General features: G+C 60.0%; 9 protein-coding genes and 1 pseudogene. 5 read left to right on the forward strand and 5 right to left on the reverse strand.

Annotation, left to right across the window (positions count from 1 at the left end):
- On the forward strand, positions 1 to 347 hold a 347-nt coding region (locus AC1DQ3_RS21250; RefSeq protein WP_477122129.1), incomplete at its 5' end, for a transposase.
- A 767-nt stretch (positions 348 to 1,114) separates the two neighbouring features.
- Positions 1,115 to 3,817 (forward strand): excinuclease ABC subunit UvrA, encoded by a 2,703-nt coding sequence (locus tag AC1DQ3_RS21255; protein WP_477122130.1) that lies wholly within the window; start codon positions 1,115 to 1,117, stop codon positions 3,815 to 3,817.
- 684 nt (positions 3,818 to 4,501) lie between these two features.
- Here AC1DQ3_RS21255 and AC1DQ3_RS21260 read toward each other — a convergent pair.
- The 5 genes from AC1DQ3_RS21260 to AC1DQ3_RS21280 all read right to left on the reverse strand — a co-directional run bounded on the left by AC1DQ3_RS21260 (position 4,502) and on the right by AC1DQ3_RS21280 (position 10,067).
- The gene (locus AC1DQ3_RS21260) at positions 4,502 to 5,476 is read right to left on the reverse strand and encodes a Bug family tripartite tricarboxylate transporter substrate binding protein (protein ID WP_477122131.1); all 975 of its coding nucleotides are present in this window, start codon (positions 5,474 to 5,476) and stop codon (positions 4,502 to 4,504) included.
- A gap of 22 nt (positions 5,477 to 5,498) precedes the next feature.
- A complete protein-coding gene (gene ilvD, locus AC1DQ3_RS21265) occupies positions 5,499 to 7,184 on the reverse strand; it encodes a dihydroxy-acid dehydratase (protein ID WP_477122132.1) in 1,686 nt (561 codons plus the stop codon).
- Entirely contained in the window at positions 7,181 to 8,515 is a 1,335-nt protein-coding gene (locus AC1DQ3_RS21270; protein ID WP_477122133.1) for an FAD-dependent oxidoreductase, read from the reverse strand. The genes ilvD and AC1DQ3_RS21270 overlap by 4 nt, the downstream gene beginning before the upstream one ends.
- Positions 8,516 to 8,620: 105 nt before the next feature.
- A complete protein-coding gene (locus AC1DQ3_RS21275; protein ID WP_477122134.1) occupies positions 8,621 to 9,628 on the reverse strand; it encodes a LacI family DNA-binding transcriptional regulator in 1,008 nt (335 codons plus the stop codon).
- Between the two features lie 259 nt (positions 9,629 to 9,887).
- A complete protein-coding gene (locus AC1DQ3_RS21280; protein ID WP_477122135.1) occupies positions 9,888 to 10,067 on the reverse strand; it encodes a hypothetical protein in 180 nt (59 codons plus the stop codon).
- 679 nt (positions 10,068 to 10,746) lie between these two features.
- On the opposite strand from AC1DQ3_RS21280, the gene AC1DQ3_RS21285 reads away from it, so the two are divergent.
- The 3 genes and pseudogenes from AC1DQ3_RS21285 to AC1DQ3_RS21295 all read left to right on the forward strand — a co-directional run bounded on the left by AC1DQ3_RS21285 (position 10,747) and on the right by AC1DQ3_RS21295 (position 12,740).
- On the forward strand, positions 10,747 to 11,211 hold the full coding sequence (locus tag AC1DQ3_RS21285) for an AAA family ATPase (protein WP_477122136.1): 465 nt from the start codon (positions 10,747 to 10,749) through the stop codon (positions 11,209 to 11,211).
- A 13-nt stretch (positions 11,212 to 11,224) separates the two neighbouring features.
- The gene (locus AC1DQ3_RS21290; protein ID WP_477122137.1) at positions 11,225 to 11,545 is read left to right on the forward strand and encodes a hypothetical protein; all 321 of its coding nucleotides are present in this window, start codon (positions 11,225 to 11,227) and stop codon (positions 11,543 to 11,545) included.
- 88 nt (positions 11,546 to 11,633) lie between these two features.
- Positions 11,634 to 12,740 (forward strand): annotated as a pseudogene (locus AC1DQ3_RS21295) (IS5 family transposase).
- Positions 12,741 to 12,980: the final 240 nt, after the last annotated feature.

The raw sequence follows: 12,980 nt of genomic DNA on the forward strand, positions 1-12,980 counted from the left end.
TGATGGCGTATCTGGGCCTGGTGCCAAGCGAGCATTCCAGCGGCAAGCGCGAACGACGAGGCGGCATCACCAAGGCCGGCAACAGCCATGTGCGGCGGGTGTTGGTCGAGGCGGCCTGGACTTATCGTCATCCGGCGCGTAAGACGGCCGTTCTCCAACGGCGCGCAGAACGCACCAGCGCACAGGTCCAGGAGATTGCATGGAGTGCGCAGAAACGCTTGTGCCAGCGCTTTCGTCATCTGACTACGCGCGGGAAACTGCCAGTGCAGGTTTGTACGGCGATTGCACGCGAACTGACGGGATTTATTTGGGCGATCGGCCAGCAGGCAGAGGTTGGGCGGGCTTAACCGAGCCGACACAGCACCAGTGTGTTTGGGCCAGGTCCGGCAGCGGTGGAGAACCCTCGCGGCCACTAGGAGGCAACTGGAAACAGCACAACCCTCGACGCTAGACACGCTAGACGGAGGCAGCTCCTCGACGAATCGTTTGTCATGCGGTAACCAACCCGCGCATATCAGAATGATCAACCGTCGAAGAACCGCCGGGCCTGGCCCAAACACACTGGACGTAACCAACCAAGAACAAAAGAATTCAGCATTTGACAGGTCAATACATATCAGTGGCCTGAGCGGAACCGGAGATCCAATTTTCTGCCGGATGTGGAGTCTGCTGGGGACACCGTGCGTAGGCGATGCAGGATTCGGCGCGAAGCGACTACACCAAATGTGGCTGCCTGACGTGGGCATCCAACCAGCCAGGAGAAGCGGCTTCGTGCCGCTGCGGCGATCACACCAGATATCAGGACAATGTTTGTAAGCAAGAGCAGGGCAAAGGCAATGGGAACTCTAATGGATTGGTTGGGCTGAGGCGAAATCTGGGTGCTTCCTGGCAAGCCACCTCAGGACGAAGACTGACATTCACAATCGCAGGAAGTAACTTCACGGTAGCGTGGTCGAAATAACCAGCGAACCATTTCGCTGGCCCAAGAGCCTACGCATGAAAATCCAGTAGAGTAAGGAGTCTGATCGCAAGCTCGCCTCGTACGGTGGGACCCAGCGGCACGCCGCTTGCGACCACGTTTAAGACCGTCACCCCCGCACCTATCCCTGCTGCCATGACCAAGCCCTCACGGTCCTCGACTGTCAAGCATTCTGTTGATCACCCTGAGTCGCCCACGCTCGCGCCACGCGGCTTCGTCCAGGTTCGCGGCGCACGGGAGCACAACCTGAAGAATGTCGACGTCGACATTCCCCGCGATGCATTGGTGGTGTTTACCGGCGTGTCCGGTTCCGGCAAGTCGTCGCTCGCGTTCGGCACGCTGTACGCGGAAGCGCAGCGGCGTTATTTCGAGTCGGTCGCGCCCTACGCGCGGCGGCTGATCGAGCAGGTCGGCGCGCCCGACATCGATGCGATCGAAGGCCTGCCGCCGGCGGTCGCCTTGCAGCAGCAGCGCGGCACGCCGAGCGCGCGTTCGTCAGTGGGCAGCGTGACGACGCTGTCGAGCCTCGTCCGGATGATGTACTCGCGAACCGGCAGCTACCCGCCGAAGCAGCCAATGCTGTATGCGGAGGACTTCTCGCCGAATACGGTACAGGGCGCCTGCCCGACCTGCCACGGGCTCGGCCGCGTATATAGCGTGACCGAACGCTCGCTGGTGCCCGACGACTCGCTCACGATTCGCGAGCGCGCGATCGCGGCATGGCCGCCCGCTTGGCACGGCCAGAATCTGCGCGACATCCTCGTCACGCTCGGTTACGACGTCGACACGCCGTGGCGCGATCTGCCGAAGAAAGACCGCGACTGGATTCTGTTCACCGACGAACAGCCCACGGTGCCGGTCTATGCCGGCTTCACGCCGAAGGAGACGCGCGCCGCCCTCAGGCGCAAGGCAGAGCCCAGCTACCAGGGCACGTTCACCGGCGCGCGCCGGTACGTGCTACATACCTTCGCAAATACGCAGAGCGCGTTGATGAAGAAACGCGTGTCGCAGTTCATGATCGGCGGCGAATGTCCGTCGTGTCACGGTAAGCGTCTGAAGGCGGAAGCACTCTCGGTGACATTCGCCGGTATGGATATCGGCGAGCTGTCACAACTCCCCATCGCTCGGCTCGCCGCGTTGCTCGAACCCGTCTCGCGCGGCCAGTGGCCGTCTTCCAGCACATCTCCCGACGGCGCGATTCTCGACAGGAACAGGCGGCGCAAGGCGACCGCCAGACGCGTCGCGGCCGGCGGACAGGCTCACCAGGCGGCGCCTGACGTGCGCCGTACGCCTAACCTGTCCGACGAGAAGCGTGTGGCAGCGCAGCGGCTCGCGATCGAACTGCTCGAACGTCTGAAAACCTTGATCGACCTCGGTCTCGGCTATCTTGCGCTGGACCGTGCGACGCCAACGCTGTCCTCCGGAGAACTGCAACGGCTGCGGCTCGCGACGCAGTTGTCGTCACAACTATTCGGCGTTGTTTACGTGCTCGACGAGCCGTCTGCCGGACTGCATCCCGCGGACGGCGATGCGTTGCTCGAAGCGTTACAGCGCCTGAAGGCTGCGGGCAATTCGCTGTTCGTGGTCGAGCACGACATTGGCGTGATGCGGCGCGCCGACTGGCTCGTCGACGTGGGCCCGGATGCCGGCGAGGCGGGCGGACATGTGATCTACAGCGGACCACCCGCTGGCCTTGCAGATGTCGAAAGCTCGCGCACACGCCGCTACCTGTTTGCGCAGGGCGAGTTAGAGGCGCAGGCGAGCGAGGCTGCGACCCGTCCGCGCCGCGAGTCCCGCGGCTGGCTGCGGCTCGAAGACGTGACGCGCAACAATCTGCACAATCTTGCTGCGGATTTTCCACTGGGTTGCCTGACCACGGTAACGGGCATCTCGGGATCCGGCAAGTCCAGCCTTGTGAGCCAGGCGCTGACGGAGCTTGTGGCGGAACATCTCGGGCGCGCAGCCGATCTTGCCGAAGACGACGAAGTCGACCCGCTCTTTGCCGCCCCGCCCGTCACGACCGACGGGCGGATCACAGCCGGCATGGACAAAATCAAACGTCTCGTGCGCGTCGACCAGAAGCCGATTGGTCGTACGCCGCGCTCGAATCTCGCGACCTATTGCGGTTTGTTCGACGCTGTGCGCAAGCTGTTCGCCGCGACTCCCGCTGCACGCAAGCATCGCTACAGCGCCGGCCGGTTCTCGTTCAACGTCGCGCAGGGGCGCTGTCCGACGTGCGAGGGCGAAGGCTTCGTGATGGTCGAGCTGCTGTTTTTACCCAGCGTCTACGCGCCCTGCTCGACCTGTCACGGGAGCCGCTACAACCCGCAGACGCTCGAGATTCGCTGGCGCGAGCGCAATATTGCCGAGGTGCTGGCGATGACCGTGGACACCGCATGCGACTTCTTCGTCGACGAGGCGCAGGTGATGCGCTCACTGACTGTGCTCCGTGATATCGGCCTCGGCTATCTACGGCTTGGTCAGCCGGCCACCGAGCTCTCCGGAGGCGAAGCGCAACGCATCAAACTTGCGACCGAGCTGCAGCGTGCGCAACGCGGGGATATGCTCTACATCCTCGACGAGCCGACGACCGGTCTGCATCCAGCCGACACCGATCGCCTGATGGTGCATCTGCATGGGCTCGTCGATGCCGGCAATACTGTGGTGCTGGTCGAGCACGACATGCGTGTCGCGGCGCAAAGCGACTGGATCCTCGACATCGGCCCGGGTGCGGGAGAAAGCGGCGGGAGGATCGTTGTGAGTGGCGTGCCGGAGACGGTGGCGCTCGCCGTGGACAGTCGTACCGCGAGCTATCTGCGGGCCGTGATATTTCGTTGATCTGGTGGGTCGGCGGGGCACGCCGAGAACGCTTTGATGGGACCGCGTTCGGTAGAGTAGAGATGTGGCGCTGTGACGGTAGGTCCAGGCATCGATGTTTCCGCCCCTTTTCGTTTGGCGGTGCCCTAGTAGCCTCTCCGTAGCTCCGTTTCCACACCCCGCTCATCGGTAGGGTCGAGAACTGGCGCGCGCACCGGTAGGCGCCGGTGGTGATTCCACCGCTTTCGCAATGGCCCGCAATCCGGCAACCATGATCACGTTTCCAGCTCCCGCCACGTCAAACGCAGCATGCGGTTTTCCCGCACTACGCTTTCCTGTTTGCTTCATATCAGGTTTATGGGACCTATCATGCCGGCGACGCTTTCGTCGGTGGCCCACGGCGAACACGGTAGCCGTTGAACAGCTTCAGTTCGTCGTAGAGCCAGCGCCTACTCCACCTCGTCCAGCCGAAGCCCCGGCGATTCCGAGGAGCCGTCGCGTGACAACACGCAGGGGGATGTCGAAGGCATGAGGGGGCATGGCTTCTTTATCCATGCCACGGTACCAAGCAGAATGGGGCAAACTAGTTGCCCCACCTTTTGCCGCAACGCCTTCAGGCTTTCCGAGAATCACAATGGGCGGCAATTCACGAACGGCCACTGAGTAAAAGCGATGTCTCAATGGCCGATCATATGCCGAGTCTGTCTATTCGGCGACGACGTCTGCCGCCTTCGCGACAGCTCCCCACTTGTCGGTTTCGCTCTTGATATAACCTGCAAATTCCTCAGGCCTTGTCGCCACCACTTCGGCACCCAGCGTCGCCAGCTTGCTCTTCACCTCCGGCATGGCAAGTACCTTCATCAGCGCTACGTTCAGTTGCTTGACGATATCTGGCGACGTTCCGGCAGGCGCCACAAGACCACCCCATGAGGAAGCATCGAATCCCTTAAGCACCGATTCATCAATTGTTGGCGCATTCGGAAACGCCGGCACGCGCTTCTTGCTTGCCACGGCAATCAACTTGAGCTTGCCCCCAGTCACGTACGGGCGTGCAGCGACGGCCGTGGTGAACATCATGGAAACCTGGCCGGCCATCACATCGGTCATTGCCGGGCCGTCGCCCTTATAGGGCACGTGCATCACGTCCAGCTTCAAACCAGACTTAAACATCTCTCCGACCAGGTGGTTGGAGGACCCATTGCCGGCCGAGGCAAATGTGTACTTCCCCGGATTAGCCTTGACTTCTGCAACCAGCCCCTTGATATCCGTCGCTTTGACCTTAGGCCCCGCCACCAGGACGATGGGCACGGTGGTGGTCTGCCCAATTGGCGCGAAGCTCTTGTTGACGTCGTAGTTGAGATGCGGGTAGATGGTCTGGCTGATGGCATTGGGCCCGACGTTGGCCATCAAGAGCGTATAACCATCCGCCGGCGACTTGGCCACGAGCTCAGCCGCGATATTGCCGTTTGCGCCCGGCCGGTTTTCCACAATAAATGTGCCGCCGGTGACTTCCTTCAGCTTTTCACTCAACACGCGTGCAGTCGTATCGGACGCGCCCCCCGGCGGGTATGGCACGACGATACGTACAGGCTTGTCCGGGTAAGCCGCCACGGCTACGCCTGAGGCCAGCACCGATGCGGCAATGGCGACACGCCAAGCAGTTTTAATCAGTGTTTTCATGAATGTCTCCTCCTGGTCTTGTTTATCGAGGATGGATGGGAATCAGTACCGCGCCTCTCGCGAGCGGCTTTACCGTCTTGCTATAGATGCTCAGCCAGCCTTGCTCCGAAGCTCCCTGGATTGGTGTTGCCTCGGCACGGCGTGATGCCATCTCGTTCTCATCGATGAGCAGATTGATCTGCCGACCGGGAATATCGATCTCGATGTCGTCGCCATCCTTGACGAGCGCCAAGGGACCGCCCGCAGCAGCTTCAGGACAAACTTGACCGACCGCGACGCCCCGATTCAGGCCTGATAGCTGACCATCCGTCACTACGGCGACTTTGCCGTTGAAGCCCGCACCTTCGACCGCCGCGACAAACGACGATGCCAAGGCCACGCCGGGGCCGCCAATCGGCCCCATGCCACGCAGGCAGGCTACTGTGCCTTCCGTGATCCGCCCGTCTGCCAGCGCGGTGATAGCTTCTTCCTGCGAATGAAACACCATAGCTCTGCCACGGAAGCTTTCCGCCTTCTCGGCGGCATTTCCCAGCTTGAGAATACTCCCCTCGGGGGCAAGCGAACCCTTCAGGATCACCAACGATGGCTTCGTGGAGATGGGGTTATCCAACGTGCGAAGGATGGATGGCGATGGCGCCTCGTACTCATCGAGAATTGCCTTCCACGTCTTACCCGAAACCGTCAGACACTCCTGTTCAATCTTGGACGTTAGCCGCTTGATCGTCGCAAGGGTGCCTCCTGCCGCCTCAAGCTCCTCTGTGCGGTGCGGACCGTTGGGCTTGACCGTCGCCAGCAGTGGCACTTCGCGCCCGAGCCGATCGAACAGATCGTAGAGATCCACTTGCGTTCCGGCCTCTTCGGCAACGGCTTGCAGGTGGCGCAGCACATTGATCGATGTCGACAGCGCCAACGCGACCCGCACCGCGTTGCGGAAGGCAGCAGGGGTCAGGATGCTGCGCGGGGTCAATCCTTCATTGACCATCTCGACGATGCGTGCACCGGCAGCCCGCGCCTGGTCGACCATCGCGGGCGAGTTTGCCAGCACCGGGCTGGCCCCCGGTAGCGTCAGGCCCAATGCCTCGCAGACAATGTGCATGGAGTTCGCCGTTCCAAGACCAGCGCAAACCCCGGGACTGCGTACGGCACGCTTGCACATGCCATCCAGGTCTTCAAAGGAAAGCTGCCCCGTCACGTGCATGCCAACCTTCTCGAAGACGTCTTCGATATCGACATGCTCACCCTTGTACTGACCGCTTGCCTGGTAGCCGCAGATCACCACGAGTGTCGGAATGTTCAGCCGTGCTGCGGCCATCATCTGTCCTGGCGTTGTCTTGTCGCAGGAAGCCAGGCAGACCATGCCGTCGAGTTGTGCGCCCTCGACCTGAACTTCAATGTCGTTCACGATCAAGTCGCGTGACGGGAGGATGTAGCGGCCCTGCTTGCCCGCGCTGGTGATGAAGTCGCTGGGTGCCGCAGTACGAACCTCGAAGGGCACTCCCCCTGCCGCGCGAATGGCAGCCTTCACGTAAGCGGAAACGCCGTCAAGATGGCTGAAACAGCTCGACAGTTCCGACGAGGTGTTGACCACCGCAATCTTCGGCTTGTCCAGGTCTGCGTCGCTCAGTCCCAGGGCTTGCCATTGGGCCTTGCGCAGAGCCCATCGGGTGGTCCCTGGGGCGAAATTGCTACGGTATTCCGGGGAATTCATTGCAAGGCTCCAAGAAAGGCACCATTGTTTTCCAGCACCTGCTGGATATCGGAAACCGGCACACGATGGACGCTGTTACCGCGCGCCACCGCCGTTGCAGCGGTGTGGCCGGCCGCCTCACCCATGGCGAAGCATTGCGCGGTCACGCGAATCGAAGCTTGCGCCCCGTGGGTGGCAGATGCGCACCGGCCAGCCACCATCAGGTTGTCAAAGCCTTCCAGCAAAAGCGAACGCAGGGGAATCTGGAAGTACTTGCCCGGTGACAGCCAAATCCATTTGGTGGCCCTACCCGCGGCATGATCCTCCATCGGCCATGCGCAGCATGCGATCGCGTCGTCAAAGCGCGCTCCCTCCAGGACATCCTGATCGGTGAGGACATAGCTGCCGACGGTTCGCCGACTTTCACGGATACCGATAACCGCTCCCGTATCCATGACGAAGGCAGATTCGAATCCCGGCACATATTTCCGGAATGCGTTCAGGTACGTGCAGACTTGCTCCCGCCCTGCAATCTCCGCCCGTGACATGACGCTGAGGTCGAATGGATTGGGCGATTTCCCGTCCACCGCTACTTTCGTGATGTTCAGATGCGCGAGCCCGGGGCGCTCCGCGAACACACCGCCCGCGGTGCGAGGAAGCTCGTAGCCGTCGGCGACGGCCTGTTCGAGCCGTTCACGAAGCGCGGGACGGCTCAACCTGGCCAGCGCGTCGGTGTCTACCCCACCGAACCGCACCATGGTGGTCGGAAACTGAAGATCGCCTTCCGAGATTTCGCAGGGGGCGCCGGCGAAGTTCACTAGGTCGGCATCGCCAGAGCAGTCCACGAACGCCTTTGCACGGATGGCAAGTCGTCCTTCCTTGGTCTCGATGAGCACGGCGTCGATCTCGCGATCGTTCATGGCGACGCCGACCACCATCGCATGGAACAGGACCTCGACCTTTGCTTCCTGGACGAGCTGGTCGAGGGCGACCTTCATGGCGAACAGGTCGTAAGGCAACGATGCCGTCTCCAGCCACCGGGTCGGCTCTCCGAGCCCCTCGAGTGACCGCAGTCGTTCCATAACTTCGTTGCAAAAGCCGCCCACGATCTGCTGAATCTTTGTGTCGGTAACCGCGTATAGGCCGCAGATGCTACCCAGGCTCACCGAAGTCAGTGTGCCGCCCAAGAAGCCCTCGCGCTCCAGAAGCAGCACTTTGGCACCCGCCCGCGCCGCCGCGACGGCGGCCGCCACCCCGGCAGCCCCGCCACCAACGATACAGACGTCGGCGGCGCGAAACACAGATGTGGACCGAGCCGGCTCGGATACCGTACCGAATGAATACGTAGTCATTCTGTCTCCGAAAAAAGCGCGGTGTCGGATCCATATGGACTCGGCCCACGCTGACGTTCTCATGGTTACGTAGTCATTATATGTAGAAACGGGAAAATGCCAAGCTCACGATGTTGTGCGTCGCAATATAAGATCATTAGGGAGCACAAATGTATGCGGCGCCAACTCCGGCGAAGTCATACGACGTTGTAGGCGATCTACCACCTGTTCGACCATAGCGGGCAAGGGCTGCTGGACTGTACTCAGGCTGATGCACTCCCATCGCGCCATGGGAATGTCGTCATAGCCGACGATCCAAATGTCGTTCGGAACCCGCTTGCCACTGCGTCTTGCGGCATCCAGAACTCCAATCGCAACGATGTCATTAGTGCAGAAAACGGCATCAACGTCCTGGCGATCTACAAGCAATGTTTGCATCGCCCGAAAGCCGAACTCATAGCCAAAGTCCGCAGCATCAGCCCGTACAAAGGCGTTGCCATGACTCAACTCGCCGAGGCCTTCCAAAAAGCCCCGCTCTCGTTCTCGAATCGTGCTCGCTTTGGAGCTTTTGCTTGACGAGGCGGAAATCAGACCGATGCATTTTCTGCCCGCGGACACAAAATAGTCTGCAACCCGCCGTCCTCCGGCATAGTTGTCGCTCACGATAGTGTCGAACAAGTCTGTTCCGACAGAGCGATTAATCAGGATGATCGGCTTCTCGGCCGCGACCCGGCTCAGCATCTCCCTGGATTCGTCCAGGGCAGCGGCGAAGATGACCCCGTCGGTCGCGCTTTCAGCTAACGCACGCACCGTTGCCTCATCCATCTTCCCTTCAAGCTCCCAGACCGTTGTCCGGAAGCCCCGACTAGCGAGCCGCTCAACAAGGAGTTGGAGCAGCAGCGGGTACAACGGATTCGACAGGCTCGCGATGACGACGGCAACCGTGCCGCTGCGACGCGTCTTCATCTGTCGCGCTGCGGCGCTGGGCGAATATTCGTGCTCCTGTATGACCTTCAAGACTCGCGCCTTCGTCTCTGGCTTCACCGACGGCAAATCTTGGAGCACACGGGAAACAGTGGTCTGAGAAACCCCTGCCAGGTTGGCAATGTCGATGCTGGTAAGTCTTTTGCTCATGGTAAGGTCGGAATTGCGCGCGTTACGGTATATGCCCCGGATTCTAAACGAACACTCCGAAGGCGCCATGACTCCGACGCCACACGCGCCTACCCGTACACGACATCTACGTAAGCATCCTGGAAGTGCAGCGGGACATACTCACCAACGCCATAAACTGCCCCGTCGTGACCCGCCGTACCGCTTCTAGTTTGAATTCGAGCGTGTACTCCGTTTGGCGGGGGCAAGTTCATATCGCCTTTAGCCATTGCGGCAGTCCTCATGACATCCGCGTGATTTCCTCGAGCAGCGCCGTTTCCATTGCCTCGATCGGCACTGTGGCGCACCCCGTGTACAACTCGATCTGGGCACAGGCTTGATGCAGCATCATGCGTGTGCCATCGATAGTGCGGCAGCCGAGTTCGGCCGCATCACAGATCAGCTTGCTGCGTACCGGCATGAACGCCGCATCCATCACGATCAGATGAGCGCAAGCTGTCCAGCGATAGGATTGACATGGGGTGCACGAAAGCCTGCCGCAGTGGCGTTGGCCAGGATGTCGAAATCTGCGGCACGAAGATCCGCTAGTGTGCCCCCCGACGGACAGTGCGAGCGATGCTGCCAGTTCTTCGCCGCGCACAGCGGTACGGTTCCGCAGCAGGCGCTCGGTGCAGTGCAGCCTGCCAAGCGATTACTAGACAGCGCATGTAGCCGGGAAGCTGGCAATCGCCATTGGCGCTTCTCGGCCAGTTTCCGTCATCGGCATTCCATGCCATGCGGCCATTCGAGCGACCGTTCCCGTTGAGATGACATTCGAACCCCTCCACTGCCGATCGATGCTTTCAGAATGTGTCAAGCGCCGTTCGGGAGGTAGGGGCACAGGCACCTGGCCCGCAATTGACAGATCTTGTCACAGGCTTCCGCACATATTCGTTCCGAAGGCTCTCTCTCTTCTTCCGAGCGACAGTCTCTTCGACGAGGGGCGCGTCGCCAGTCCATCGGCACACCGGTGAAGGCCCGGTCCGACATGCGGAGTTCATAGTTCGGAACTGCTAGGTAAGGTATTAAGGCTTTCCACGAGTCCGCCGGTACAATCTGGCCCATCACACTACAAGGCACGCCGGAAGGGGTCGGTAGAGATGGAACTACAAGCTGTAGAAGTTCTAGGATTCAAACGCCTGGAGAAAATTGAACTGCTCACGCCTTCGATGACCGTTTTGGTCGGAGGAAACAATTCCGGTAAATCTTCGCTTCTTCAGGCTATCCATTTCGCCATTACAGTTCTGCAATCGGCGCGCCTTTCTGCCGATGGAGGAAAGCCGATGAATACCCTCGGCTTTGATCAGTTCATCTACAAGCCAACTGGTGACCTAATCAAACTTCATTATGGTGGTCCGATTACCTCGAAAACCGGGCCGGAGTTTACATTCACCTATACCGATGCTGGTGCGAATGAGCATCAAGAGTTCAAGTTAAAGCTGCGTCGAGGAAAGAACGCAAACATCGCCATCACATTTGAGGATGAAAGCACTTTTTTCATTCGCGCTGCTAACATTTCTAAAAGCCGAGCATATTGCTGCCGTCTATGGCATTCCTCAAGCTGATGCCGAAGGAATATTGAATAACGTTCTTGCTGCGAATAGTGCTGTATTTGCGGCTGAATTTGCGCAGAAGAGAAGCAGCCTAAAAGATACTGCGTTGAAAAAGATGGATGGTGTTCGATCTGCCACCGATATGCTGGCTGAGGGAGTAAAGTCCGAGCACGTCAAAGGCAAGCGACTCCTGTCACTCGTCCTAGGCGCTATTCAACAGGCAGGACATAACCCGATGCATCTTACGGGTACCGTGTCTCCAGCGCTCGTTCATGCTCCTCTTCGCGACAAGATCGCTGCGATCAAAGCACACGTTGCCGCTGCTGGCCCCGTCCCTGTTGCCTAGCAGGCTGTTGAATTTGGCCCCCGAGTAAACGGGGATTTGACGCCAGACGTTATGGATATCGTGTTCATAAACTCGGGCGGCGGAAGCGATGCGTGGAATGGATGAGATGCAAGAGACGTTGTTCACAACGGTCAAGTTGGAAGACTTCGTCCCCGCCGATCATCCATTGCGGGCAATCCGGCTGCTAGTCAATGATGCGCTGAAGAACCTCAACGGGCTGTTTAGCACCATCTATGCCGATAGCGGACGTGCCTCGATCGCGCCGGAGAAGTTGCTGCGTGCACTGCTGTTGCAAGTGTTCTACTCGGTGCGCAGCGAGCGCATGTTGATGGAGCAAATGCGCTACAACATGCTGTTTCGTTGGTTCGTTGGCCTGGCGATGGAAGACGACGTGTGGAACCGCTCGGTCTTTTCGAAGAACCGTGACCGTTTGCTTGAACACAAGGTAATCGAGAGCTTCTTCACGAAGGTGATGCGGGTGGCCGACCGGCATAACCTCCTGTCCAAGGACCATTTCTCGGTCGACGGCACGTTAATTCAGGCATGGGCCAGCCACAAGAGCTTTCGCCCCAAGGACGACACGGATGACACCCCGCCCGCAGGCGGCGGCCGCAATGCCGAGGCCGACTGAAAGGGTAAGCGGCGCAGCAATGCAACCCACGAATCGAGCACCGACCCGGATGCGCGGCTGTACAAGAAGAGTGCCCAGAGCCCGGCCATGCTCAGCTATCAGGGGCACATTCTGATGGAGAACCGCTCCGGCCTGGTGGTCGGCGCGGTTGTGAGCCACGCTGATGGCTTTGCCGAACGTGCCAGCGCATTGCGCTTGCTCGACTGCATGCCTGGCAATCATGCCAAGACGGTCGGTGCGGACAAGGCTTACGACACGCACGACTTTGTTCAAGACTGCCGAGCTCGCAGGGTGACGCCCCATGTGGCACGCAATGACGCGCGAGCTGGCGGCAGCGCAATCGATGGCCGTACCTCGCGGCACGAGGGATACCGAGTGAGCCAGGTCATCCGCAAACGCATCGAAGAGCACTTTGGCTGGGGAAAGACGGTCGGACGGCTTCGACAAACTGTATATCGTGGCCTCGAACGCGTGGACCAACACTTCAAGCTGACGATGATCGCCAGCAATCTAACCCGAATTGCACGATTACTGGGTGCGGTGCCGCGAGGAGCGGTGCAATGAGCCGCCAAAGCGGGGCCGCCGCACGGCGCCATGCTGGCGCGCCCCGGAATTGGGGCACCCAATTGCATGGCATGGTAGGAATTCAGCGGCCATTTGCATGTCGAGTCGTGTTTAACTGCGCTGCGCCCTTCGTGGCGGAGTGCTTTTCAACAGCCCGACTATCTGTCAGATCGAGTCCTAGCTAATACACTTTATTGTTCTAGCGTTAGCGCCTTTATTGTTTCCTGACAAACACCAACA

This window comes from Cupriavidus sp. 01T418, from assembly GCF_056398885.1.